This is a genomic window from Rhodococcus olei, from assembly GCF_039540555.1.
GTDB lineage: Bacteria > Actinomycetota > Actinomycetes > Mycobacteriales > Mycobacteriaceae > Rhodococcus_G > Rhodococcus_G olei.
Genome location: NZ_BAABFB010000010.1, coordinates 1 through 25,327, shown reverse-complemented (window position 1 = coordinate 25,327; position 25,327 = coordinate 1). Strand labels below are relative to the sequence as shown.

The following is a 25,327-nucleotide window of genomic DNA, read 5'->3' as shown; positions in this document are numbered from 1 at the left end:
TCAGAATCCCGTTGTGCCGGTGTCGATTTCTCTGCGCAGAGTTATCACATTCGCGAGCCCTCGGTTCTCGTGGTTCCGCAGTGAGATCGGTCGACGACCCTTTCGAGGGGCATCGATGCCGTGGCCGCTCAGGGACGGCGGTCTGGTCGGAGCACCCGTCGGGCGATCTGGACGGGGAACGACTTCGGGGGCCGCCAGACGTCGCGGTCCTCGACCGGCCATGCGTAGGTCAGGGCTCCGTCGCAGATGCAGTCCAGCAGGCCCGGCGCTGCGAGCTCGTGAGATGACCACTCGTAGAGCTGTTGAACCCTGGGGATGATCACCCCGTAGTCCAGGAGTCGGCCGAATCCGAGCTCGGCATCGAGGTACGACCGTACCCCCTCGGCGAGTGGGTACTCGTCCGGAAGCACGCGCGACAACTGGAGGAAGATCCCGGTCATGCCCAGCCTCGGGTCACCCAGGAACGGGGCGAGAGGGCGTAGCCATCCGAGCGAGATCCGGGGGGCCGCGACGAGGGCGTGGCTGTACAGCACACGGCAGAGCACGACGTTCATGAAGAAGCGCTCGGCCTCGTTCTCGGCCTCCGCCTGCTCGCGGTGCTCGAGGTAGGCGGCGACCACGCTCCCGTTGTGCGCCCGATACCAGGCCCGAGCGGTCGGGTAGTCGGCGAAGGACATCCAGAAGTCGACCGCCTGCGAGGAGGTCGGCCCGGTGAAGTCCCCGCTCAGGGCCACCGCCTCGCACCCGTCGCGCAGGATGCGCTCGTTCACGGCACGCCACCATGGACTACCGGGGCGATCGCTGGACAGCGGTCGGAGCAAACCTCGCCGGAGTTGCCATCGCATGAACGACATCGCCGCCCGTCGGAACGGGAGATGCCGCGGGGCCTCGCCGTAGGGGCCGTAGTAGCAGCGCTGCATGAGCGCGATCCGACCCGCCGGGTCGTCGCGAACAGACGCGATCTGCTGCTCGGCCCAGGCCGCGGCAGTACCCCCGGCAACCACATCAACATGATCGCACGCGCGACCAAGGCCGGATCCCGTCGCGACCCTGACGACCGGCACGCGATCCGTGCACGGCGCTTGGATTCGCCGCGCGGCACTGGACCCGATCGTCTCGCGCGAGGGATCGACAGGGCGAGGAAAGGGGAGAGAGAAGGGCGTCGGGCCTCACAACTTCCCGGTAGAGCTGTTCGGAATGGGAAGGACACCGCGCAGGTAGGTAGTGAGGATGGATTCCAGCGAGGTGGTCCCGTGGATGACCGTTCGGGTGAACACCAGGGAGTCCGTCAGCGAGATCAGCTCCTCGATCTGCTCGCCGGCACTGGGAAGACCCGCGCTGGTGAGGAGCGACGAGGTTGTCTCTCGGCTGATCGCGTGTACCTCGGATTGTGTGGTGAGCTTCGCCTGAAGCAGGGGAAGCTCATCGAGTTCGAGGATCAGTGCGTAGCGGGCTCTCATGTCGTCGCGGCGGTCCGAGAGTCTCTCGACCAGCGCGGCGATCACGCGGGCAAGCTCCTCGATGCTCAGCCGGCGTTCGCCCCGAGGCGCAGCACTCAGGGCATCTGCGGCGCGCTTGGCGTCAGCTGTCGCGCGTTCGGCGAGCGTGTCGACCACGAGTTCGAGCAGCGCGAGCCGGGTTCGTGCCTGGTGGGAGGTCGACCCCTGCGGGATACCGGCTTCTCGGTCGACGGCGCGGTGGGTGAGCGCGCGAAGGCCGTCGCGGGAAATGATGCGGATGGCGCTGTCTGCGACCAGCTCTCGGCGTTCGTCGCCGCCGGTTGCTCGGGTGGGCACAATCCCATGCTACAGGTGTAGCGTAGTGACGAGGGGAGCGCTACAGATGTAGCGCAATCTCAGGTGCAGGTCGCCGCGGAGGGGCCTGGGTTCGGTGGACCTGCCGTCCCCGGGCCCAACGCGCGGCGCGACGGGACGGTCGAGATGAGGAGGGCGTCCAGATGATGATCGATTTCGTTCCCGACGAGGCCTTGTATCCGTTCGAGTCGAGATGGTTCGACTCGTCCGTCGGTCGGGTTCACTACATCGACGAGGGGGCCGGACCGCCGATTCTGTTCTGCCACGGATCGCCGACGTGGAGCTTCCTCTACCGCCACATCGTGGAGGGTTTGCGTGGTCGGTATCGGTGCATCGCTGTCGATCATCTGGGCTTCGGACTGTCCGAACGGCCGGAGAATTTCGACTACCGGATCGCCGAGCACTCGACGGTCCTGGGTGAACTGATCGACCACCTGCACCTGGACGGCTTCGTCGTGATGGGGCACGACTGGGGCGGACCCATCGGGTTGAGCGCGGCGACGGTGCGGGCGGATCGAGTCAGGGGGATCGTGCTGGGCAACACGGTGTTCTGGCCGATCGAGCCGCTGGCCAACCGGGCGTTCGGCGTGATCATGAGCAGCCGCCCCATGCAGCGACGCATACTCGGCCGGAACCTGCTTGTGGAGCGGTTCCTGCTCGGGGAGCTGGGTCACACGCTCACCGAGCAGGAGGCCGAGCATTATCGCCTGGTGCAACCGACCGAGGCGGCGCGACGCGGACTCACGTTCATGCCCAAGGAAATTCGTGCCGCACGTCCGCTGTTGGACCGTCTCGCCCGGGACGTGCCCGCCCGACTGGGACGCAAGCCGACGCTGGCAGTGTGGGGGATGCGGGACATGGTCTTCCGTCCGAAAGCGTGTATCCCGCGGATACACGCCGCATTCGCCGATCTCGACGTCGTCGAGCTGCCCCACGCTCGGCACTTCATCCCGGAACACGCACCAGGCGAGATCATCTCGGCCATCGCCAACCGGTTCCCGTGAAGGTCAAGGGAAGAGAGTTCGCCGTCACGGTCGATGGCGGCCAGATCGTCGGGATTCCAGTCGCACGTTCAGCTCGTCGACATCGACGGATCGGTCACCGTCCGGGTGGTCGGTGGAGGCGGGCAACGCCACCTGTGGGTCGCAGCCGCCGAGTGTGACAGCACCGCCAGGGGCAACAGTCCGCGGGTGGGGATCTTGATTCCGCGGATCGGGCCGCTGACATCGGCTTCCTCCGTAGGATTCGGGCTCACGGGGTGGAGGGTCGCTGCCTCTTCTCCGCCCCGGGCGCTCGGTCACGGCCGGACGAGCACCTTGAGGGCCTCGCGGGAGTCCATGAGCCGGTAGGCCTCGGCGACGTCGTCGAGTGAGGTCTCCGCGTCGAAGACCTGGCCGGGGGCGATTTCTCCGCTCAGGACCTGGGGGATGGCGGCCTCGATGTAGGCGCGGACCGGGGCCGGACCGCCGTTGAGAGTGATGTTCTTGCCGAACAGTGATCCGAATCCGACTGGGGCGTTTTCGTACTGGGGGACGCCGACGCGGGAGATGACGCCGCCGGGCCGGACGACGCCGTAGGCCTGTTCATAGGCGGGCATGTGTCCGACGGCCTCGAGCACGACGTGCGAACCCTCACCGCCGGTGAGGGCGCGGACCCTGTTCACGCCCTCTTCGCCTCGTTCGGCGACGACATCGGTGGCACCGAAGCGACGTCCGAGATCGGTGCGGGTGGCATGCCGCCCCATCAGGATGATCTTCTCGGCGCCCAGCCGTTTCGCGGCGAGGACGGCCGACAGTCCCACGGCGCCGTCGCCGATCACGGTGACGGTCCTGCCGGGGCCGGCGTTGCCCATGTGCGCGGCGTGGTATCCGGTGAGGTAGACGTCGGAGAGGGTGAGCAGCGACGGCAGCAGCTTCTCCTCGACGTCCGCCGGGATCGGGACGAGGGTGCCGGACGCCTGCGGGACTCGGATCTTCTCGGCCTGTGCTCCGCCGACGCCGTTCGCGCCGTACCAGCCGCCGTGCCGGCACGCGGTGTGGAAGCCCTCACGGCAGAACGGGCAGGTGTTGTCGGAGAACGCGAACGGGGAGATGACCAGGTCGCCGGGACCGAGTCCGGTCACCGCGGAGCCGACCTCCTCGATGACGCCGATGAACTCGTGTCCCATCGGGGTGCCCGTGTTGCCGGCGGGCATCGAGTGGTAGGGGTGCAGGTCGGACCCACAGACGCAGGTCAGGGTGACCCGCACGATCGCGTCGGTGGGCTGCTCGATGGTGGGGTCGGGGACCTCCTCGATCCGGACGTCGCCGGCGCCGTACATGAATGTTGCTCGCATGAAGAAGAATTCCTGTTCGTGATCGGTGTTCGGGTCAGGCCTCGGGGATCGCGATGCCGAAGTTCTCGAGGGTGATCGCCTCGGGTTCGGGACCGCCGCGGACACCGGTGTCGAGCGCGTCGATTGCGGCCAGTTCGTCATCGGTCAGTGCGAAGTCGGTGACGGCAAAGTTCTCCGAGATGCGGTGTGGAGTAACCGACTTGGGGATGGCGGACCGGCCTCGCTGCAGGTGCCAGCGCAGCATCACCTGGGCGGCGGTCCTGCCGTGCGCATCGCCGATCGCGCGCAGCGTCGGGTCGTCGAGGGTGCTCGAGCCCCGGCCGTCGCGATAGAAGGTGATGCCACCGATGGGAGACCAGGCCTGTGTCCGGATGCCGTGGGCGGCGTCCGCGGCGAGCACGTCGGCCTGCCGGAAGTAGGGATGGACCTCGACCTGATTCACGGCGGGCACCACTGTGGCGGACGCGAGCAGGCGGTCCAGGTGCCCGGGCATGAAGTTGCTGACACCGATTGCGCGGACCTTGCCGTCGCCGAGCAGGGTTTCGAGTGCCCGGTACGCCTCGAGTGTCAGGTCGAACCGGGTGGGCAACGGCTGGTGCAGGATCAGCAGGTCCAGCTGGTCGAGTCCGAGTTTGCCCGCGCCCTTGTCGAAGGCGTGCAGGGTGGCGTCGTAGCCGTAGTCGCTGATCCAGACCTTGGTCTCGACGAAGACGTCGGAGCGGTCCAGCCCGGAGCGGCGGATGGCCTCACCGACCTCCCGTTCGTTGCCGTACGCCGCGGCGGTGTCGATGTGCCGGTAGCCGGTGCGCAGGGCGGTCAGGGCGGCGGTGATCGTCTCGTCCGGCGGCGTCTGGTAGACGCCGTAGCCGAGAGCGGGCATGGTGACGCCGTTGTTCAGCGTCAGGGTCGGAACGGGTGTCGCGGTCATGTCTCCACGGTAGGAACGTTCGTGCGGGTCAGGGAGGGTCTGCTGTTACCCCGTTCGCGGGGAGGTCGCCGCGCCGCGCACGACGAACCCGACCGCGGCCCCGAGCGCGGTGGTCAGCAGCGCCGCAGCGACGAGCATTGCCGCCGGATACGAGCCGGTCGCAGCGAGGACCAGGCCGATGCCGAGCGCTCCACCGAGTTGGTGGACAGAGTTCAGGACGCCGGACGCGGCTCCAGCGTCGGCGGGGTCGACCCGCGCGATCCCGGACGCGGTCAACGGCCCGAACGCCAGGCCCTGACCCGCACCGATCAGGACCATCGGGAGCGCCACCCCGGCCAGGTAGGAGGTGCCGGGGTCGATCGTCCCGAGCCATCCCATACCGGCGACGGCGAGCACGAGGCCGGCGACGAGCAGCGTCGGTCCGCTGACGTGGCGCCGGAGACGGGGGACGGTGAGTGCAACGACGAAGTTCACCACCGTCATCGGCAGGTACGCCAGTCCCGCGGCGAGCGCGGAGAAGCTGCGCTCGTCCTGCAGGTACTGGCTGGTGAACAGGAAGAAGCTCATCATGGCGCCGAGGAACAGCATGCGAACGAGGTAGGCGCCGGATCGCTCGCGGCTGGCGAACAGCCGCAACGGCACGATCGGCTGTGCCGCCGAGCGTTCGACGGCGACGAGAGCCGCGAGCAACCCGACACCGAGGCCCAGCCCGACGACTCCGCCGGTGTCCGACCACCCCGACTCGCCCGCACGGATCAGGCCGTACACGAGGGCCGTCGGCCCGAGTGTGGCGAGTAGCGCACCCGGGAGGTCGAGCTGCCCACGTACACGCGGCGTCTCCGGAAGTGCCCGCCGGCCTGCGACGAGCATCGCGGCGCCGACCGGCAGATTGACGAGGAACCCGGCGCGCCACGACACGAGATCCGCGAGCAGCCCCCCGACGACCAGCCCGACGCCGGCCCCGATGCCGGCGACTGCCCCGTACAGGGAAGTGGCTCGGGTACGTGCGGGCCCTTCGGGGAAGCCGGCGGTGAGCAGCGCGAGGGTCGACGGCGCGAGCACGGCCGCGCCCACGCCCTGCACGGCGCGGGCCCCGACGAGCCAGGGTCCGCTCGGAGCGAGTCCTACCCCGGCGGACGCGAGCGTGAACACCACCAGCCCCAGCGCGAACATACGGCGACGACCGAGGAGGTCGCCGGCGCGGGCCCCGAGCAGGAGCCCACCGCCGAAGGCGAGCAGGTAGGCGTCCTGGACCCAGGCAAGGGCACCGGTCGACAGCTCGAGATCGGCCCGGATGCGCGGCAGACCGGTGATCACGACCGAGGCGTCGAGTATGACCATGAAGTAGGCGATCAGGATGATCGCGAGGACCGCGGACGATCCCGGATGCATCGGTGAGTGCCGGATGGATGGCGTGCGGGGGAGAAGTCCGGTGCTGGTCATGCCGATCAGGCAACGCCGGATCCGGTCGCGGCGGGAGTGCCGATTGACCCCGGTAATGCCAGTACCTCCCATCGGATGGTGTCCGGACGTACCGTCGAGGGCATGGATCTGAAGGCCGAGACGGGTGAGTTCCTCGCCTCGCGCCGCGCCCGGATCACACCCGACAAGGCCGGACTGCCTGTCTACGGCGGAAACCGGCGGGTGCCGGGGCTGCGGCGCGAGGAGGTGGCGATGCTCGCCGGGGTGAGCGTCGACTACTACACCCGGCTCGAGCGGGGAAACCTCGGCGGTGTGTCCGAGTCGGTGCTCGAGGCGCTTGCCGAGGCACTGCAGCTCGACGAGGCCGAGCGCACCCACCTGTTCGACCTCGCGCGGGCCGCGAACGCCTCCGGGACTGCACGGTCCAGGGCGCGCCGCGCCGTCCCGGCGACCCTGCGTCCGGTGGTACAGCAGATCCTCGACTCGATGGAGGGCGTGCCCGCTTTCGTGCGCAACGGCAGGCTCGACGTGCTGGGGACGAACCCCCTCGGCCGGGCGCTGTACGCACCGATGTACGACTCGCCCGAGCGGGTCGCGAACCAGCCGGTCAACACCGCCCGCTTCCATTTCCTCGACCCCACTGCGGCCCGACAGTTCTGGGGCGAGCGTTGGGAGAAGGTGGCGCACGACGCGGTCGCGATCCTCCGCGCCGAGGCGGGGAAGAACCCGTACGACAAGGCGCTCATCGCACTGGTCGGGGAACTGTCCACGCGCAGCGACGATTTCCGCCGGATGTGGGCATCGCACGATGTGCGTCTCCACCACAGCGGGACGAAGGTCTTCCACCACCCGGCGGTGGGCCGGCTCGAACTCGCCTACGAAGCACTGGTGCTGCCCGCGGACACCGGGTTGCAGATGAACGTGTACACCGCAGTCCCCGGGTCGCCGTCCGACGACGGACTCAAGCTGCTCACCTCGTGGGCCGCCACGACGCTGGCGCCGGCCGTCGACGAGCGAGACGATTCTCGAAAGGTCAACTGATGCAGAAGCTGTCGAAGCCCGCCACGACGAAGAACCCGCCGGAGCAGTTCACCGGCGACGTGTGGCTCGATCCGATCGCGGTGCCGCAGGGCTGGGACCAACGCATGGTCGTCGCCCGAGTGCGGTTCGCGCCCGGGGCCCGGACCGCATGGCACTCACACGCACGCGGCCAGACCCTGCACGTGACATCCGGTGTCGCGCTGGTGCAGTCCCGGGGCGGTGACATCGTCGAGGTGCATCCCGGCGAGACGGTGTACTGCCCGCCCGGCGAGGAGCACTGGCACGGCGCCACCCCCGACGACTTCATGGAACACCTCGCCATGCTCGAGAACGCCGACGACCCGAGCACCACCACGACGTGGCTCGACCACGTCACCGACGACGAATACCGGCGCCGCTGACCGGCGGGGGATCTGCAGACCGGCGGACATCCCATCGCTTTCATCTCTTCGTTCGGCTGGACGGTTGAGCGCTCTCGTCCAGGTGCTGCATCCAGTCGATGCATCAAGAATCGGCGCATTGCGGGCACTACGTGGATTCCCGGATACGGAGCGCTTTGTCGGTGGCAAACCACGCGGCGACCTCGGCGCGGCCGCTCGCCCCGAGCTTGCCCGCAATGTTGTGCAGGTGAACCTCGGCCGTCTTCTCGGCGATCCCGAGGGCGCGCGCTATTTGCCGGTTCGTTCGGCCGCGCGCGACCAGCGCCGCCACCTCGCGCTCGCGCCTGGTGAGCAACTGTTTCTTCCCGGCACCGTGCGGACTCGAGACGTCGAGATCATCGAGGACCTCGGCGATGAATCCGGCGACGTCGGACCGCACACGATCAGCCCCGATCCGGCTGTGTTCCTCGAATACGGCCGGGCCGAGCGAAACGATTGCCTTGCCGAGCGGTTGTGCCAGCCACCGCGTCCCGAACGGAATCGTGGCGGTGCCCATCGCCCCGGCGAGTGCCTGGGCAGCGCCGAGCAATTCGGCCATGCGGGTCAGTTCGGAACGGCTCAACGCGATGGCGGAGGCCACCAGCAGGCCGACACTGGCCCCATACAGCCCACCGGCGTCCAGAAAGGCAACCAGGCAGGCCCGTGCGTTGGTCGTAGCCTCGTCGACACGATCGGTTCGCCACGCGGCAACGGCCCGGATCAGCGCCGCCCAGCCCAATGCCTCACGATCCCCGATCACCTGCAGGACCCGTTCACCTCCCGCGACGTCGCGGCCGGCGGCGAGGTACTCCTCTTTCCCGAGTTCGACGCCCGCCAACAGGACCAAGCCCCAACCATGGGCCAGGCCCCCCGTCTCTCCGGTCACCGAAATGCGCGCAAGGGACTCTCGGATCAGCTTCTCCGCGAGTGCCAGGTCGTCGCCGAAGGCGGCCGTCACCCCTCGATACTGCAGCGCGCGAGCGAGACCGCGATCATCACCGAGCCTCCGGAATATCGCCACCGAGTGGTCGAGCGCTGCCGCCGCGATCGCGGGATCACCATGGAGCATCGCCAGGTCGCCGACCCCGGCATGGGCCCAGGCGGTGAACCGATCGTCCACCTCACCCGACATCGCGAGGGTTGTCGAGAGCCACCGCAGTCCCTCCCGGAAATGACCATGAAGCTGCCAAAAGTGTGGCAGCGCGCCGGCCAGGCGGACCGCGGTGTCGGCATCACCGGACTCGATACCGAAGGACAGCGCCGCGCGCAGGTCCGGGTGCAGGGCCTCCAGCCGGTTCGCCCACGCCTTTTCTGCAGAGGTGCGGAACGCGGCCCCGGCTCGTTCGGCGAGCGCGCGGAAGTAGGACGCATGCACACGCTGCAGTTCACCGAGATCCCCTGATTCGCGCAGGTGCGCGCGGCCGTAGCTTTTCACCGTCTCCAGCAGGCTGTAGGGGGCCGGTCCTGCGTTGGGGTCGAACGACACCAGCGACTTGGCGACGAGACCGCCGAGGAGCCCCGCGCAGTCCCCGTCCGGCTGCGCACCGCAGACTCCGTCGACCTCCTCGATTCCGAAGCTGCCCGCAAAGATCGCAAGGCGGTCGAACAGGTGCTGCTCCGCCGGACGTAGCAGTCGGTAGCTCCAGTCCATCGCGGCCTCGAGCGTGCGGTGATGCCGCATTGCGGCCCGGTTACCGCTGGTCAGCAGTCCGAACTGATCATCCATGTGCGCCGCGATCTCCTCGACACCGAGCGATGCGGCTCTCGAGGCCGCCAGCTCGATCGCAAGCGGGAGTCCGTCGAGATGGCGACAGATCCGCGCGGCTCCGAGAGCGGTTGCCGAAGTCATCGACAGGTTCGGCTGCACCGCTCGGGCGCGCTCGAAGAACAGTGCAACGCTCTCCGCGCGGGCCACGTCGGCGGGATCCTGATCAGCGGTCGCTGACGGCAGATCGAGACCCGCGAGTCGCAGCACGCCCTCGCCGGGTATCCCGACGAGTTCCCGGCTGGTGGCCAGAATCCGCAGCCGGCCGCAGCGAGTGAGCAACTCCGTCACCACGTTCGCGACGGACTCGACGAGGTGTTCGCAATTGTCGAGCACGATCAGCGCGGCCGACGCTTCGAGACGGACGGCCAGGGAGTTGGTGAAGGAACTCCGGCGATGCTCCGGCACGCCAACGGCCGCGGCGATCAAGCGTGGCACGAGTGTGGGGTCGGTGACCGACGCGAGTTCGACCAGCCAGCAGCCGTCCACGAATTCATCGCTGCGCGCCAGCGCCACCTCGAGCGCCAACCGGCTCTTGCCTGCACCTCCCGTCCCCGTGATGGTGACGAACCGATATGTCTCGAAGAGTTCCTGGAGACTCGCGAGATCGGCGTGACGTCCGACAAAGCTCGACAACGGCATCGGAAGATTGTTCAGCGGAGGAGCAAGCTCCCAGTCGCCAGGCGTCGCTGTCGGCAGCTGAACAACATCGCGCATCTGCGAACGCCAGGGCACATCGCGGGTGGCCTTGGCCATGCGTTCATGCTCACCGGACCGAAGGTGCACGTCAAGGGCAGGTCGACGAGGGGTCGTCACGCACCTACCGGGTCGGTGGGGGACGGGTGCCGCGGGCTCGGAGAATCTCGGAGAAGGCGTCGAAGTCCACGCCTACCGCATCCATGGCAAACCCGGCGCAGTCGTCTGGGTCGACGTCGCGGCGGGCGTGTCGCGGAACGCGGTGCCACCGGTGCCCGGAGCTAAGTGATTTCCCCAATAGCGCGCCGGTGTGTCCCTGGCTGATCCTGATCTCGAGAGTTGGTCATGCCCCAGCATTCACGACAGCATCGACGATCATCGAGGTGAGAACAATGTCCTGGGCCAGCACGCATCAATGGTGGCAGGCGGTGCGGGAGGCGGAGGCAGAAATCGAACGCCGCGGGGACGGTGTGCTGCCCTGGCGTCCGGAGTTGGTCGGAGTGTTCGGCGACCCGGACGGACTGATCGCGGCGCTTCGCTACCGGTGGAACCTGACAATGCAGGCACAGGCCGACGAACTGGCCGGCGCGGACGGCGACGCCTACGAACGCGCACTGATCAACGCCAACCGAGGTGTGTTGCGCATCTTGCAGGCGGTCGACCACGGCGACATGGTCGCCGCATCGGCCGCGACGGCGGTGGCCGCCGCGTGAGCCCGACGCGGGCGGCATGGAAGACGGCAACAACGGCGATGGCGCCCGAGACGGCAACAGAGATCCCCCGGGATCTTCCCTCCCGAGCGTCGCTCGATGTGACCAGCTGTAGCGCCTCGCTACGCCCTTGTCAGGCGGGCGCGCCGTGACGGTGTCGAATCACGTGGGCCGGCACGTGGGCGGATACCGGATCCGGACGAACATCGCGCACGACGCGCGGTGATGGTTCACGAGACCTTGATCGAGCGGGCGTTGCTCCGCGCCGGGACGACGAGGTTGTGACCTTGCCCGGCGATTGAACTCGGAGAATGCGCAATCGAATCGGCGTACTCTCGGTCGCCGGACGGTGACCGGGGTGTTCTGGCCGAAGGCGGGGTTGCGTTGACTCGATATCCGAGGCGTACGGCGATGCATAGGACGACGGTGGTCGGTGCGCTGTTGGCCCTCGCCATTGCGATGGGAGGTGGGGCAGGGCAGGCCGAGCCGACGTACTCCGTTCCGCATGGCTATCCCGACGGTGTGGCAGCGCAGCTCACCCACCCGGGTGAGGCGCCGCCGGGCGCGAACGACATGTCGTGCAAGCCGAGTCGTCGGCACCCGAATCCTGTTGTCCTGCTGAATGGTTTCGCCTCCACCGACGCGCTGGCCTGGCAGACGCTGTCACCGCTGCTGGCCAACGACGGGTACTGCGTCTTCAGCGTCACCATCGGCAAGACCTCGTTCGGTGACTACGGCGGATTCGCCAGCGTGCAGGACAGCGCCCGCGAAGTGGACGCGTTCGTCACTCGGGTACGGGAAGCGAACGGTGCCGCCAAGGTCGACATCGTCGCGCACTCGGTCGGCGGGGCTGTTGCCTTCTGGTACCTCACCGAACGCGGTGGGGCGCAGTCGGTTCGCAACCTCGTGAGCCTCGGAACTCCATTTCACGGATCCGATCTCGACGGGATGGCCGGTCTGTTGACGATTCCGGGTGCGGCGGACGGGCTTTCGCGGGTGTGTGCACAGTGTCGCCAGCTGGCGGCCGCGTCGCCGTTCCTCGCCGAGCTGCACCCCGACCCGGCTCGGATACCGGATGTGCATTTCACCGACGTCGTGTCCCGATACGACGAGGTCGCGACGCCGTACCTCACCGGACTGCTGTCGGACGGTCCGAATGTGCGAAACGAGGTCCTGCAGGATCGATGCGCCACCGACTACGCAGATCATCTGCAGCTGCCGTACGACCCGGTGGCGATCGAGGTGGTGCGGGAGGCGTTGGATCCGGAGCGGGTTGGGAGGGCGGTTTGTGCGGTGGTGTTGCCGGCGCCCGTGGGAACTGTGAACTGACAAGGCCAACTCGGACGGCGGTGTGCCCGGGACATCAGCGCGGCTGCATTCTGTCGCCCGTAAGGCAGCCGAGCGCGGATCCAGCGGTGACCTGGCCCGGCAATTGGTCAACGGTCCGGATTGGGCTGGTCGGCGTTGTGGCCGTCGCGATGTGTGCGGTTCTTGGCGAACTCCTCGGCGTGCTTCTCTGCTTGTCGTGCAGTTTTCGCGACCACCTGTCCGGCGTGGCGCGTTGCCTCACCAATCGGGGATTCGGCGACTCGGGAGGCGGTCTTCTTGATGTGCTGCGGCAGCTTCTCTCGAACGTCGGCGGCGAGCTCGGCCGGGTGTATGTCCGGTGTGTGTCCCTCGACCGGGTGCTCCATCGAGGGTCGGGCTAGTGCCGCGGCACTTCGACGGCGCACGATCGCGAAGGCGCCGAACATTGCTGCGCCGACAGCGGCGCCGATCATCAGTCTCGGCCATTGGTTGCGCATGCCATCCGCATACCCCGGCTTCTGCGCGAGGAAACCTCGGTTGTCGCGCGTTGATGAGGGGAATCAGGGTAGGTGCATCAGCTGCCCGGAGAGGACGAAGACGCGGTTCGCGAGCTTGATGACGGGGATCCCCAATGGAATCAGGATCAACGTCACGCACAGCAGTACACCGACAAGCCACACCACGGCTGCGAGGATCCCGAGCACCGAGCCGAGCAGTGCCGTGAGGACCCCGAGGACCGCGTTGAGCAGGTTCCGTAGCGCTCGCATGTTGGCCTCCTGGTATCCGCCTACGCACGGAGTACCCCCACACCTCTCGGCTCAATCTCCTCCGCGCGGGATCGTGTGGTTCGGTGAGTGCGGGCGACCGCGTCCGAACCCGTCCCACCGTTCACCGTCGAGGTGGACGCGAAAGCCCGCGACCCCTTCTTCCGGCAGGCCAGTTGCTGCACTCGCGCATCGCTTCGACGAGGCCGGCCGCACGGGACGCCGCCGGGGCAGCCCCATGTGCCACGTCCGCCGCCGGTTCCGGAAGTAACACGAACAGAGAAATTCGTTAGCCTTGCAATCCACGTCGACCGGGCCGAGTGTAGGGTTAAACACCAAGCGGCCCAGTCGAATCAAGAAGGATCGGGGTAGCGAGGCCGAAGTACACATCAGATCTTCGGCCAGTTATATTCCCCCGATGTTGAAAGTGCGCCTCGGCATCCGAGCCCGGATCCTGGCCATCGCATTGGTTCCCAGCCTGGCGTTGCTCGGAATCGGTGTAGGCACAGCTGGCTACCTGATACGTGAGGGTCGACAGTCCGAACAATGGGCGGCAGCGAACGGGGAAGCCGTGGGCCACGCTCGCGACGTGGTTGCCGGGGTGCAACAGGAGCGAATGCTGTCGCTGTGGCAGCTGTCAGGTGAACAGAGCGATCCGGCTGCGCTCGGCGCAGCACGGAACAGACTCGACACCGCGTTCGCGGAGCTGGCCCCCTACTCGGCAAGGCTGCAGAGCGTCTCGCAGGGCACCATGGGTGCCGACACGGGTGGGTTCGACACCTTGGCCGCCGCCCTGCCTCAGATTCGCGGTCAGATCGACGCAGGACGAATGTCTGTCGTCGACACATACGCCATCTACAACCGCATTCTCGATGCGGTTGCGCTCGGCACCAACCTCATCACCACCAACGCGCCCAACGCCGAGGTCGGCGTCGCGCTCATCAATGGCGTGCGCGTCCTGCACGCGATGGAGGGATTGTCGCGTTCCGCCGCGCTCACCGCTGCCGAACTGCAGGGACAGCTCAGTAGCGGTCCGCTGCGCAACGACTATCGAGATCTGGTCGGGTCCTACCGGGTCGCACTTCCACAGCTCGCAGCCGATCTGGGTGGTGATCCTGCTGCCGAGAAGATCCAGGCAGCACTGGCATCTCCCGGTTGGCAGCAGGTGGCCGCGATGGAGGACTACCTCATCAATCCGCCGAAGCCGGACAAGTACGGTGACGTCCCGCCACCGCCGATGACCTTCGCCGCGTGGAACTCCGCGCAGGAACAGTTGTCCGAACCCGTGATCGACGCGTGGAACGGCCTGAACGACCAGGCGAACCGGATCGCTGCCGCCGAGGGCAAACGCACCGCGACGAACTCACTGTGGGCGGGTGCCGCCGTGCTCGCGCTTGCGCTCGTGGCGTTCCTGCTGTCGCTGTGGCTGGCCAACCGACTCATCGGGCGGCTCAAGCGCCTGCGCAAGGAAACACTGGACCTGGCAGAGGTCGAACTGCCCGAAACCATGCGCAAGCTGGGTGCGGGCGAGCAGATCGATCCCAGAGCTGCGCACCTGGACTTCGGTGACGACGAGATCGGCTCGGTGGCGCAGGCCTTCAACCGCGCACACGCAGCGGCCGTGTCCGCCGCGGTCGCCGAGGCCCGCACCCGCGAGGGGGTACGTGCGGTGTTCCTCAACATCGCCCACCGAAGCCAGATGGTGGTGCACCGGCAACTCGAGGTCCTGGACGAGGCCGAGCAACGCCAGGAAGATCCCGCCATGCTGCAGACATTCTTCCGACTCGACCACTTGGCGACCCGCGAACGGCGTAACGCCGAGAACCTCATCATCCTCGGCGGCGGCGAGCCCGGCCGTCAGTGGCGGAGTCCGGTGCCACTCGTCGACGTGGTGCGGAGCGCGATCGGTGAGAGCCTCGACTACACGAGGGTGCACAACCACCGCATGCCTCAGGTGTTCATCGTCGGCAACGTGGTCGCCGACCTCATCCACCTGCTCGCCGAACTGGTGGACAATGCGACGGCGTTCTCCCCGCCGCAGTCGCGCGTCGAAGTCAGCGGCACCGTGGTCGGCAAGGGGGTCGCGATCGAGATCACCGATCAGGGCATGGGAATGTCCGGGGAAGAGCTCGACCGGGTCAACGAGATCCTGAGCAATCCACCGGATTTCGGTGTCGACAGCCTCTCGGCAACGTCACGCCTGGGCTTGTTCATCGTTTCGCAGCTGGGTGTGCGGCACGGAATCTCTGTTCAGCTGACCGAATCCGTGTACGGCGGCATTCGCGCCATCGTGCTGGTGCCGAACTCGGTGGTCGTCGCCGACGCGCCACCCATGGCTGACCATCAGCCGGATCGATTCGCCGGACGTCGCACCGAGCGGATGGCCAACGCGATGACGGAACTCGAGTCGACCGAATCCATGGCGGCTGCAACGGGTGTCGCAACACTGGCGCCGCCCGATTCGACGCCTCCCGTTGAACAGCCCGTGCCGTCGGTGACGCCGTCGCAGGAGTGGGCGATCGTCGAGCACATCGACAGTGCGCCACACGCCGAGTACACGGAACACGCCGTGACGACGCCGTGGCACGAGCTGCCGACAGCCGCTGTCGAACCGCAGTCCCTCACTCCGCAACCGTTGCCCGACAACGGTGACGACGTCCGCCCAGACCTTCCTCGCCGTCGCAGGCAGGCCAGTCTGGCGCCGGAACTGGCGTACGATCCTCAGCTCGAGATGGAAGCACAGCAGCCGTCACGATCGGCGGAACAAGCGCGAGATCTGATGTCCGCCATCGCGTACGGTACCCAGCAGGCTCGGCATTCGGAACCTCCGACCGGGTATACAACCACCGACGAAATGGAAGGTGAGGGAAGGTGAAGGCGACGACTTCCAACTCAGGTGATCTGAACTGGCTCCTCGACGATCTGGTCAATCGTCTTGCCGGAGTACGCTACGCAGTCGTGCTGTCCACCGATGGGCTGCTGCTGAGTCGATCCACGTCCATCAGCCGTGAGGACGCCGAGCACTTCGCCGCCATGTCGGCCACTCTGTACGGGCTGGCACGCAGCGCGGGAGTTCGCTTTCAGGGCGGCGGCGTTCGCCAGGCCGTCATCGAACTCGAGAATGCGGTGCTGTTCGTGACGGCGGCCGGCAGCAACGCATGTATCGCATTGCAGGCCACCGACACCGCGAACCTGGGTATGGTCGCGTACGAAATGAACCTGACTGTGCAACGTGTCGGTAGCCATCTGTCCACCGATCCTCGTAACGGTGCGGCCGAGCATGGAGCGTAGGTCGGCGTGACACGCATAGGCCAACCGTGGTTCGACGATGCAGCCGGTCCACTGGTCCGCCCGTACGCCGTCACGCGGGGCCGCACGATGGGCGCGGGACACGACCTCGACATGCTCACGCTTGTCGTGACCGTGTCCCCCGCTCCGCGGCTGCGGCACGTCGAAACGGAGTACTCCGAGATCGTTCAGATGTGCCGTACTGCGCAGTCGGTGGCCGAGGTCTCGGCGCGCCTGAATCTGCCTCTGGCGGTGACCAAGATCCTGGTCGGTGATCTCATCGCGGAGGGAGTGCTGAACTTCCGGGCTCCCGCCAGCGGCGACTCCGACACCGACATCGCCGGGATCGGCGACCTGAACATTCTGCAAGCAGTACTCAATGGAATCCGAAAGCTGTAGACAACCATGCATGACAACGCGCCCTCGGGCGACCTGGCTGCTTCGGTCAAGATCCTCGTAGCCGGAGGCTTCGGAGTCGGTAAGACCACGATGGTGTCCTCCGTCAGCGAGATCGCACCGTTGCGTACCGAGGAAATGATCACCGAATTGTCCACCGGCATCGACGATCTGTCGGGTGTGGAGCGTAAGTCCACGACCACGGTGGCCTTGGACTTCGGTCGTATCACCCTCGATGAAAGCTTGGTTCTGTACCTGTTCGGCACGCCTGGACAGGACCGATTCTGGTTCCTCTGGGACGAACTGGTGCGCGGGGCCCTCGGCGCCGTCGTTCTCGCAGACACCCGTCGGCTGGAGAACTCGTTCGCCGCCATCGACTTCTTCGAACGGCGCGGAGTCTCGTTCACGATCGCGGTGAACTGTTTTGACAGCGCGCACGCCTACACGACTGACGAGGTTCGCGAGGCACTCGACGTGGACGCCGGAACCCCCGTCGTGCTGTGCGACGCGCGTGATCGCGATTCGTGCAAATCCGTACTGATAACGCTCGTCGAACACCTCATCGCCAAGGCCAGTGCCTCAGTGGCCTGAGCAAACGTGATGGCCGTCGTCGCGGCCGGAGCAGCCTCCGGACTCACCGGGGCGGCTCACACACCTCAGCGCGTCCACCGACCCACCGGCTGCGGCCCGCTGGTGGTTCACGACGCAAGTCGACGAACTCGACGGGAGATCGCCGGCAGATCTCGTGATCGAGGGCTGTTGCGACGACACCGTCCGCCGGGATGCCCCACGCCCGACACCAGCATGCTCGAGGTCGCGTTTGAGCCGCGCGGCAACATGCTGCACGGCTCGCTGGCGCGTATTGAACAGCACCTGCCGCGATGCGTTGTGGTGGACCGGATTCCCCACCAGGTCGCGCCGGCTGTCCCAACCTTGCCCGCGACGTGTCACATGGCGTTTGACCCGAAAGGGACTGCTGCACGATCGGGTGGCAGGTTCGGTCACCCAGCCTGAGTGGCTGGTGTGGTCATGATGGTCTCGCATTCGACGGGGTCAATTTGCCGAGCCGGCTATGGCGCCGGCGGCGGTGGTAGGTCCGCTCGATCCAGCTCACGATCGCGATCCGGAGCTCGTCACGAGTGGCCGGCTCGCCCGGCCTTTGCCTTCGTCGCGCAGGGTCCTGCCGTCCAGAGGGGTTCACGCGGAGGTCGGCGCGTGGGGACGTCAGGCGACGGCGATGGTGAGGGCGCCGTACGAGCGGGGACCACGATGCCGTTCTGTCCGTTGACGGACTCCACCACGTAGGTCGGTGCGACCGGGAGCTTCCAGGACGACTCCTGGTGACCTCGTCGCGGGCCCCGGGCATCGGACCCGTGTCAGGCGGGGCGTTTCGTTGCATCCGGGGCCGACCCGGGAAGTGCCGCACCGGGATCCGCTGATAACTTTCATTGTTGTAATTAATCTTCAATACCCGGCCTTCAGCCTGCGGTGACAAGGGAACCATGCCATCACATCCCGACCCAGCCCCTCCGACGACACAGCAGCTCGCGCCACGCGACGCCGCATTCGTGTACATGGAGCAACCGAACACACCCGTGTTCATCGCCAGCATCTACGTATTCGACACAGCCGCAGACGATCTAGGCCCAATGGGTGCGGACGAGGTCCTCGAGTGGATGGACGCCCGACTCGACACCGCACCGCTCTTCCGCCGCAGACTCGTTCGTGTCCCGTTCGACCTCGACCGGCCCTACTGGGTGGCCGATCCCGACCTCGATCTACGCCGGCACGTCTTCACCGAAACGCTCACCGAACCCGGATGGGACTCGCTGCGTCGCCGGATCCTCGACATCACGGAAGGGGCCGTCGACCTCTCCTGCCCACCGTGGGAACTGCACGTCATCACCGGCGTGCGATCCGTCCCCGACTTCCCCGAGGACGCGACGGTCGCCGTCCTCAAGGTCCACCACGCCGCATGCGACGGCATGGCGAGCACGGAGATCGCGCGGGCGCTGTTCACCGGCGCGCCAGTGCCTGTCCGGTCGGCTGCGGCGGGCCGACTGCCCGCACGCTCCGCACTGCTGGGTGGGGCACTCGTCCGGCTGCCGGCGCAGGTCGTCGACCTTGCCCGAGGAATCGCGCGAACCGTCAGCGCATCGCGTGAAGTGGCGAAGGCCGCCGAACAGGGAACGCTCGTGCAACCGAAACAGTTGCGGCCGAAAACCCGGTTCAACACGAAGATCCGCGGCCCGCGCGTGTTCGACGTCGTGACTCTGCGACTCGCCGACATTCGCGAGGTGAAATCGCGGGTGCCCGGCACGACGGTGAACGACGTCGTCCTGACCACCGTGTCGATCGCGTTGTCGGAGTACCTGAACGGGCGGGGTGAGGCGCCGGCGGAATCGCTTGCTGCACTGGTCCCGATGTCGACGCGGAGGTTCCGTGACGTCGACTCCGCCAACAAGTTCGTGCCCGCCTTCGTCGACCTGCACTCCGACGAGGAGCCCCGCGATCGTCTCGCCGCGATCAGCAGGTCCGCCCGCCTGGAGCGTGAGCGGAACGAGCACGATGCGGTCGCGCGCGCGAACGGCATGGTGCAGGTGGTTCCCGGTCCGCTGGTCAAACTCATGTCGCGGGTCGGCGCGTGGATCGTCGGACGGGGCCCGTCGGTCGCCTATGTGAACACGATGGTGTCGAACGTGCCTCGGGGGCCTGCTGATCTGGTTCTGCGTGGGGCGCGGGTGGTCACCTCGTGTGAGGTTCTGGCGCTCGAGGATGATGACGGGCTGTGCCACTACGTCACCTCCGTGGGGGACACGCTGACGGTGTCGTTCGTCTCGACCCTGAAGATGCTCCCGGACCCGGAGCACTACGGTGAGCTGCTCCGTAAGGCGTTCGATCGTTTGAAGGATGCGACCGCCTCGTAACCTGGCTGACAGCCCCTGCCCTCCCGATGGAGGGCGGGGGCCTGTTTGTTGTGTGATGCGGGCCTCAGGCTTCCGACTTGCATGTCGGAGCAGCGTCGTGGCCGAACCGACGGGTCGTAGCGTGCCGTAGGAGACCGGGGGGACAGCTCGGGGAGCTTCCTGTCACCCCAGCGGCCGTGGGGCTCCAAGAGGGTTCTGCCTCCCCTCGGTCTTCGTTCGCTGCCTGGCTCAACACCTCGGGTATGCCTGACAGATGTTGGCTGCTACTTCCACCTCCGCGCCCGTCCTACCTGACCGCAATCGAACCTACGAGCCGATCGAGAGACAGCGCAGGTCGTGGACCGGTTCGTCACCAATACCCACATCGCCGAGATCTGATGCGTATCGCAAGCGTCGGAAGGAACGGCCGGAAGTCAGGGGTGGCCAAGTGGCCCGCTACGATTGCTTGCGATGAACTGGCCGTCGCTCGGTCACACCACTGCCGGCCGGAGGGGGCAATGCTGTGCTGCATCTGCGCGTCATTTCGCCGAGTGACCGGTCCGCAGAAGTGCTGCACACGCTGGCTGCCGAACCCGGCGCCACCCATGTGACGCTCGCACTCGGTGCCGCCATCGATCCGCCCGGCGATGTGATCGAGGCGGATGTGGCGCGTGCCTGCGCGAATGATGTGCTTGCGGCGTTGACCGCGCTGGATCTCGTGCGGACGGGCGGTATTTTGGTAGAGCCGTCGGGGACCATGCTTTCCCGCGCCGGGGAGCGGGCGGAAGCTGCGGCTCCCATACGGCCGGAAGAAGCTGTGGTGTGGGCCCAGTTGCTCGGTCACGTGCGCGAGGGGGCCCGACTGACGCCCACATTCCTGGTGTTTCTGACGATCGCGTTCCTGTTGTCAGCGGTAGGAGTGGCGACGGCCTCTCCGCTTACCCTGGTGGGGGCGATGGTGGTTGGGCCCGAATTCCGACCACTGGCGGCGCTTTCGGTTGGTCTGGTTCGCCGAGACATCGGGCTCGTGCGGAATTCGGCACGTACCCTGGCCATCTCGTTTCCGGCCGCGATGGTGGTCACCGCGCTGGCCACACTGCTGTGGATTCGTCTGGGCTGGATTGGGACCGGTGATGTCGAGAACGCTCGCGCCTTCGACTTCATCTACGAGGTGGGGCCATTTTCACTGGTGGTGGCGCTGCTGGCGGGGGCGGCAGGCATGCTGGCACTGGTCACCTACTCCTCCACTGTCCTGGTGGGCGTGTTCATCTCGGTAACGACAGTGCCGGCTGCCGGATTGGCCGTCGTCGCGGTGTTTGCGGGCAAGTGGAATGTTGTGCTGAGCTCGCTCGCGCAACTCGGCGTCAATCTGATCGGCATCGTGCTCGCTGGGGTGGTTGTGCTGCTGTTGTTGCAACGAGATGGTCGCCACCGCTCCGTGTCACCTCGAAGACACGACACTGCCACAACCACAACCGAGCCGCGCCACCCAACCCTGCGGCCAGATCATCCCATCCCCAGCGAGGACGAGCACGAGGGCCAGAAGTAGCACGTGCTCGACAATTTGCGGGTCCAGGTGACAACCGCAGTCAGGACGGCGGATGCTCGGTAGACGATCGCGAGCTTGTCATAGCGAGTAGCCAGGCCGCGCCACTTCAGGTGGGAGACCGGCGTTCGACGACGTTGCGGGGAAACGCACAGGTGGCCGAGCAAGTGCGGGATGCCGGGCTGTCGCCGGATCGACCGGGCGGGACGAGCACCACGAAAGGTAGGCCGTGACCGTCGACGAGATGATGAATCTTCGTCGACGGGCCACCACTGCACCGACCGATCGCGTGGTCGGGCGGCTCGGTCTGCGGATTCGTGTAATCGACCCGTACCGAGATCATGTGGCAGGTGTTCGAATGCCGCCGGGCTGACAGCACACACAGGAACCCTCTCCGGCCCGCGCTGCTGACGGTGTCTCGCCGGCGGTGTCCGGCCTGGACGATGCCGGCCGGCGCGAGGTTGACGTCACGCCGGCCGGCTGCCTATGCGTGGGATGTGACGGTGCCGCCGTCGGCGGCGGGGGATGGGGCGGGTTCGATGTGGCGCCGTTTGACGAGCAGGATGATCGCGAGGACGGGGTAGGCCAGGAGGGGCGCGAAGGTACCCGGGTACGCCTGCTGGTCCAACAGGATGACGCTACCGCTGAGCAGTGAGAAGTCGAAGAGTCCGTGCGTGACCGAGTTGAGCGCGTTGCTGCCCGAGACACGGCGGGTGAGGTAGAAGAAGTACCCCGCGAGGCTGACGATGATCGCCTGCGCGATCGCGGAGGCGCCGCCGCCGGTGAAGGCGTTCGACAGGTGCACCACGCCGAAGACGAGGCTGGACCACAGGGCGACCTGGCCCTCACGCAGGCCGTGCCGGCGCAGCACCGTCACCCCGATGCCGCGGAACATTCCCTCCTCACCCCAACCGACGAACTGCGTCGCGATGAGGAGGCAGACAACGAACAGCCAGCCCTTTTCCGCCAGCGCGCTGTAGTTGATTCCCAGCAGGATCGCGCCGAGGAGGATCGCGGGCACGACCCAGACCCATCGGTTGACCGGGCGGTCGTCCTTCATCACCGGTCGCCACCACCCGAGCGCGGCGACGACACCGTAGGTGAAGATCACCGAGAGCCCGAGCGGGATCAGCATGGTGAAGACCACCCCTCGGGTGGTCAGGGTGTCGTCCTCGTCGGCCCAGCCGCCGATCAGCGCCCCGCTGATCTTGATGATCGCGAGGTATGCGATGACGATCACGGCGAAGGCCAGGTAGGAGAGGCGGCGGCCGGTGACTGCCGGCGGCGGAGCCTCGTGCCTCGGTGCCACGTACTCTGCCATGACCGTTCTCCCTGTTCGCCGCCGACATTCCGGGCCCACACGGGCGGATGCATCGACCATCCTGTGTGCCGCGCCCCACGGCCGGCCTCGCCCGATCCGGGTGAAATGAGTGGGCGCGTCGTCGAAACCGGTGCGGGTCGATGCTTCCCTCGTCGACCCGCACCGAGACCGTGGCGCCGGCGTTCGAGTGATCCGGGGGTCGACAGCGCACACAGGAACGCTCTCCGGCCCGCGCGGACAGCTGCCAAACGTGCGAAATGCCGATGAGTGCATGGTGATTGGCGCATCAAGCGCCGCAGCGTGCGATTCTTCCTTGCGACCGCTTCTGCTCGACGGACCGGGTGCGGCTCGTTTGTCGGCCCTGTTGGCACTGCGGATGTACGTCCCCGTCGATAGGATCTGCCGCATGCCGATCGGGGTGGGAGCAGTTCGTCGGATTCACAGGTTGCTGTCGAGTGCATGTGCGGCGGCCGCCGTCGCGGGACTGATGGCGACCGCACCGGTCGCGCACGCGGAAACCGCTGGCTCCTCGCACGCGCAGACCGATGGCGCTTCGTGCGCGGAGGGCTGGCAGGCCGACATTCTCGCGTCGGGTCTGGGTGGTCTGGAGAATCTCGAGCCCGACGGCGTCGGCGGCTTCTACCTCTCCGGCATCGTGAAAGGCGTCCTGTACCACGTCGATTCCACCGGCGAGGTCACCACGCTGCTGTCGGGCCTGGACAACCCGGCTGGGTTGCGGCTGGTCGGTGACGATCTGTACTTCCTCACCGGCGACGGCACCGCGTTCACCGGCACCGGCACCCTACGGCGCTACAACGTGACCACCGGCGCGGTGACCACGCTGTTGCCCGGGCTGGTTCAACCCAACGGGTTGCTGTTGCTTCCCGACGGGGACCTGCTCATCTCCCATCTGTCGATTCCATTTCCGGTGGGCATGAGCCGGTATCGGCCGTCCACCGGCGAATTCACCCCGCACTGGTCGAATACGCCCTACCCCAACGGTATTGCGCTGACAGCGGACCAGACAGCCATCTACACCGAGAACGACTTCACCTCGCAGGTGCTGAGGATTCCGCTGGATGCGCCGATGGACGCGACTGTGGTCGCCGGCGTTCACGACGGCCTCTTCCCGGGCCTCGACGACATGGTGGCCACCCACGCCGGGCAGCTCTACCTCGCCGGCGACACCTCCGGCCGCGTCTACAGCATGGATCCGGCGACGGGCGCCACCTGCGCCATCGCCACCGGCTGGCAGATGTCGAGCCCGATGCTGCCCAACGGCCCGACCTCGGTCCGGATCGCCCGCGACGGACAGGGTTGGGCGCTGTATGTCACCAGTATCGACGGCAACCTACGCCGCCTCCGTCCCCCGCCCGGCGTCGACCTCACGCCCGTACTCGCCGACGCCGACGTCCAAGGCTGAGCCTGAACCCTGATCAACCGTCGTTGATTCAGATCTCACCCGCGGTTGTTTTCGGAGGGGTCCTGGATTCACGGCACGGGTGAGCCGCCGGTCTGCCCGGCGTTTCCACCGGTGTCCTCGGTCGGGTCGCTCCGAGCGGATGATCAGGTGGCCGTGGATCGGTCGGCTCCACCCGTGTGGGGATTGTGGTGTCGGTGAAGCATCCACGGCCGCTTGCATCAGTCCTCGATTTCGCACCGGTTCCTGCTCTTCATGCTGGTCCACCAGCAGTGGTATGAAGTCGCGGACGGGGCGTCCCGAGAAGTGTTCGGATGCCGGGAGAGTCGGTGGCCCATGATGCGTTGATGACACGCAACAGGGATCCGAGACGAAGCGGAATGTGCGGGGTTGGCGGGCAACTCCTCGAGGCCATCGCCGAGGGTGACCGCTGGTCGATGGCACGGCGCACAACCGGCAGATTCCTCGCACAACTTCTGGCAGCTGGGGAAGCCGGAGATTCGCATCCGTGCCCACGACTGCGCGACGCACCCCGACTGAGCATGTCCGAACACCCTCTTGCGGTCGTCGACGACGACGTTGCCGTGGTGATCGGCACCGTCACCGCGCCGACCGAACGCGACCCGATCCCCTTCGTCGCCGTCCTGATCGCCTCGGATGCCGACCCCCGATGGTGGCGCGTCGCAGCCCTCGACACCACCGCCGAGATCGACTGGGACATCCGGGTAGCGGTTGTCCGCGGCGAATACACGGAGGCGGCTGACACGGCGATCATCGCCCAATATGGCCCCCTCGACCCGAAGGCGGCCGCGATCGATTGGAACGACCCCACCGCAGTGCTCCGCAGCCATGCGAACGGCGCGTACACCGTCGCGGACGCACTCGCCGAGCTCGCCATGGTCGATCGGTCCGCATGGCCGTGGCTCGCCGACGAAGGCGTGACGTTGTGCGGCTGGCATCTTCGCGCCCGCCATCCCGAACTTGTCCGCGAGCGCTGAACTCAGGAACAAGCACGCGACCCCGACGGCAAACGAAACCAATTCAGATCTGTGTGATCAGGAGCCTCGTGAAGTGTGATCACCGACCGGTCAACCTCTCCGGTCCACAGGCGGCCCAGTACGACCCGCTACAGGTGAACACCTCTGCCTGCGAGGAGAGGAGCGGGTCGACACTTCCCTTAGAGCGCATCTGAATACTCCGGTCGGGTCAGGCGGTGCGGGCGAGACGGCGCGACATGGTGGCGATCAT

At 67.0% G+C, this 25,327-nt stretch carries 23 protein-coding genes and 1 pseudogene; 14 read left to right on the top strand and 10 right to left on the bottom strand.

The genetic code is table 11. The features are described from left to right. Window positions 1-128: 128 nt before the first annotated feature. Complete coding sequence (locus ABD951_RS01635; RefSeq protein ID WP_345341409.1) at window positions 129-770, bottom strand: hypothetical protein; 642 nt, start codon at window positions 768-770, stop codon at window positions 129-131. Between the two features lie 399 nt (window positions 771-1,169). Then, on the bottom strand, window positions 1,170-1,796 hold the full coding sequence (locus ABD951_RS01630) for a TetR/AcrR family transcriptional regulator (RefSeq protein WP_345341408.1): 627 nt from the start codon (window positions 1,794-1,796) through the stop codon (window positions 1,170-1,172). Between the two features lie 161 nt (window positions 1,797-1,957). Between ABD951_RS01630 and ABD951_RS01625 the strand changes: the two genes are divergently transcribed. Further along, window positions 1,958-2,818, top strand: coding sequence for a haloalkane dehalogenase (locus ABD951_RS01625; RefSeq protein ID WP_345341407.1), 861 nt, complete (start codon window positions 1,958-1,960; stop codon window positions 2,816-2,818). 293 nt (window positions 2,819-3,111) lie between these two features. On the opposite strand, the gene ABD951_RS01620 is transcribed toward ABD951_RS01625, so the two are convergent. The 3 genes from ABD951_RS01620 to ABD951_RS01610 are packed head-to-tail and all read right to left on the bottom strand — an operon-like array spanning window position 3,112 to window position 6,520. Beyond that, on the bottom strand, window positions 3,112-4,149 hold the full coding sequence (locus ABD951_RS01620) for a zinc-binding dehydrogenase (protein WP_345341406.1): 1,038 nt from the start codon (window positions 4,147-4,149) through the stop codon (window positions 3,112-3,114). A gap of 34 nt (window positions 4,150-4,183) precedes the next feature. After that, window positions 4,184-5,077 carry an aldo/keto reductase gene (locus ABD951_RS01615; RefSeq protein ID WP_345341405.1) on the bottom strand — a complete coding sequence of 298 codons (894 nt, stop codon included), beginning with the start codon at window positions 5,075-5,077 and terminating at the stop codon, window positions 4,184-4,186. Window positions 5,078-5,122: 45 nt separating this feature from the next. Then, window positions 5,123-6,520 carry an MFS transporter gene (locus ABD951_RS01610; protein WP_345341403.1) on the bottom strand — a complete coding sequence of 466 codons (1,398 nt, stop codon included), beginning with the start codon at window positions 6,518-6,520 and terminating at the stop codon, window positions 5,123-5,125. Window positions 6,521-6,622: 102 nt separating this feature from the next. Between ABD951_RS01610 and ABD951_RS01605 the strand changes: the two genes are divergently transcribed. Both ABD951_RS01605 and ABD951_RS01600 read left to right on the top strand, forming a co-directional pair. Continuing rightward, complete coding sequence (locus ABD951_RS01605) at window positions 6,623-7,540, top strand: helix-turn-helix transcriptional regulator (RefSeq protein WP_345341400.1); 918 nt, start codon at window positions 6,623-6,625, stop codon at window positions 7,538-7,540. Next, a complete protein-coding gene (locus ABD951_RS01600) occupies window positions 7,540-7,941 on the top strand; it encodes a (R)-mandelonitrile lyase (RefSeq protein ID WP_345341398.1) in 402 nt (133 codons plus the stop codon). Before ABD951_RS01605 ends, ABD951_RS01600 begins: the two co-directional genes overlap by 1 nt. Window positions 7,942-8,068: 127 nt before the next feature. On the opposite strand, the gene ABD951_RS01595 is transcribed toward ABD951_RS01600, so the two are convergent. Then, entirely contained in the window at window positions 8,069-10,480 is a 2,412-nt protein-coding gene (locus ABD951_RS01595; protein ID WP_345341396.1) for an ATP-binding protein, read from the bottom strand. Window positions 10,481-10,812: 332 nt separating this feature from the next. Here ABD951_RS01595 and ABD951_RS01590 point away from each other — a divergent pair, with 332 nt between their 5' ends. Further along, a complete protein-coding gene (locus ABD951_RS01590) occupies window positions 10,813-11,133 on the top strand; it encodes a hypothetical protein (protein WP_345341394.1) in 321 nt (106 codons plus the stop codon). Window positions 11,134-11,541: 408 nt separating this feature from the next. Further along, on the top strand, window positions 11,542-12,459 hold the full coding sequence (locus ABD951_RS01585; protein ID WP_345341392.1) for an esterase/lipase family protein: 918 nt from the start codon (window positions 11,542-11,544) through the stop codon (window positions 12,457-12,459). 107 nt (window positions 12,460-12,566) lie between these two features. Here ABD951_RS01585 and ABD951_RS01580 read toward each other — a convergent pair whose 3' ends face one another. Further along, complete coding sequence (locus tag ABD951_RS01580; RefSeq protein ID WP_345341390.1) at window positions 12,567-12,935, bottom strand: hypothetical protein; 369 nt, start codon at window positions 12,933-12,935, stop codon at window positions 12,567-12,569. A 63-nt stretch (window positions 12,936-12,998) separates the two neighbouring features. Beyond that, window positions 12,999-13,205: a hypothetical protein gene (locus ABD951_RS01575; protein WP_345341388.1), complete on the bottom strand. Its 207-nt coding sequence runs from the start codon at window positions 13,203-13,205 to the stop codon at window positions 12,999-13,001. A 415-nt stretch (window positions 13,206-13,620) separates the two neighbouring features. Here ABD951_RS01575 and ABD951_RS01570 point away from each other — a divergent pair, with 415 nt between their 5' ends. Genes ABD951_RS01570 through ABD951_RS01555 form a run of 4 tightly spaced genes read left to right on the top strand, consistent with a single transcriptional unit; the run spans window position 13,621 to window position 17,477 of the window. Continuing rightward, the gene (locus ABD951_RS01570) at window positions 13,621-16,077 is read left to right on the top strand and encodes a sensor histidine kinase (RefSeq protein ID WP_345341386.1); all 2,457 of its coding nucleotides are present in this window, start codon (window positions 13,621-13,623) and stop codon (window positions 16,075-16,077) included. Further along, complete coding sequence (locus ABD951_RS01565) at window positions 16,074-16,493, top strand: roadblock/LC7 domain-containing protein (RefSeq protein WP_345341384.1); 420 nt, start codon at window positions 16,074-16,076, stop codon at window positions 16,491-16,493. Before ABD951_RS01570 ends, ABD951_RS01565 begins: the two co-directional genes overlap by 4 nt. A 6-nt stretch (window positions 16,494-16,499) precedes the next feature. After that, window positions 16,500-16,889 (top strand): DUF742 domain-containing protein, encoded by a 390-nt coding sequence (locus ABD951_RS01560; protein ID WP_345341382.1) that lies wholly within the window; start codon window positions 16,500-16,502, stop codon window positions 16,887-16,889. A 6-nt stretch (window positions 16,890-16,895) separates the two neighbouring features. Next, window positions 16,896-17,477, top strand: a complete 582-nt coding sequence (locus tag ABD951_RS01555) for a GTP-binding protein (RefSeq protein ID WP_345341380.1) — start codon at window positions 16,896-16,898, stop codon at window positions 17,475-17,477. A 410-nt stretch (window positions 17,478-17,887) separates the two neighbouring features. Here the strand turns inward: ABD951_RS01555 and ABD951_RS01550 are convergent. Continuing rightward, window positions 17,888-18,027: pseudogene (locus tag ABD951_RS01550) on the bottom strand (IS3 family transposase); the annotation flags it as partial. Window positions 18,028-18,388: 361 nt separating this feature from the next. Between ABD951_RS01550 and ABD951_RS01545 the strand changes: the two are divergent. The 3 genes from ABD951_RS01545 (at window position 18,389) to ABD951_RS01535 (ending at window position 21,711) form a co-directional block, all read left to right on the top strand. Continuing rightward, entirely contained in the window at window positions 18,389-19,813 is a 1,425-nt protein-coding gene (locus ABD951_RS01545) for a wax ester/triacylglycerol synthase family O-acyltransferase (protein ID WP_345341379.1), read from the top strand. Window positions 19,814-20,315: 502 nt separating this feature from the next. Beyond that, window positions 20,316-21,341, top strand: a complete 1,026-nt coding sequence (locus tag ABD951_RS01540; RefSeq protein ID WP_345341377.1) for a DUF389 domain-containing protein — start codon at window positions 20,316-20,318, stop codon at window positions 21,339-21,341. A 226-nt stretch (window positions 21,342-21,567) separates the two neighbouring features. Beyond that, complete coding sequence (locus ABD951_RS01535) at window positions 21,568-21,711, top strand: hypothetical protein (protein WP_345341375.1); 144 nt, start codon at window positions 21,568-21,570, stop codon at window positions 21,709-21,711. A 111-nt stretch (window positions 21,712-21,822) separates the two neighbouring features. On the opposite strand, the gene ABD951_RS01530 is transcribed toward ABD951_RS01535, so the two are convergent. Continuing rightward, a complete protein-coding gene (locus tag ABD951_RS01530; RefSeq protein WP_345341373.1) occupies window positions 21,823-22,659 on the bottom strand; it encodes a CPBP family intramembrane glutamic endopeptidase in 837 nt (278 codons plus the stop codon). 487 nt (window positions 22,660-23,146) lie between these two features. Between ABD951_RS01530 and ABD951_RS01525 the strand changes: the two genes are divergently transcribed. Both ABD951_RS01525 and ABD951_RS01520 read left to right on the top strand, forming a co-directional pair. Continuing rightward, window positions 23,147-24,082 (top strand): NHL repeat-containing protein, encoded by a 936-nt coding sequence (locus ABD951_RS01525; RefSeq protein WP_345341371.1) that lies wholly within the window; start codon window positions 23,147-23,149, stop codon window positions 24,080-24,082. 581 nt (window positions 24,083-24,663) lie between these two features. Next, window positions 24,664-25,077 carry a hypothetical protein gene (locus tag ABD951_RS01520; RefSeq protein ID WP_345341369.1) on the top strand — a complete coding sequence of 138 codons (414 nt, stop codon included), beginning with the start codon at window positions 24,664-24,666 and terminating at the stop codon, window positions 25,075-25,077. The last annotated feature ends 250 nt before the right edge of the window (window positions 25,078-25,327 follow it).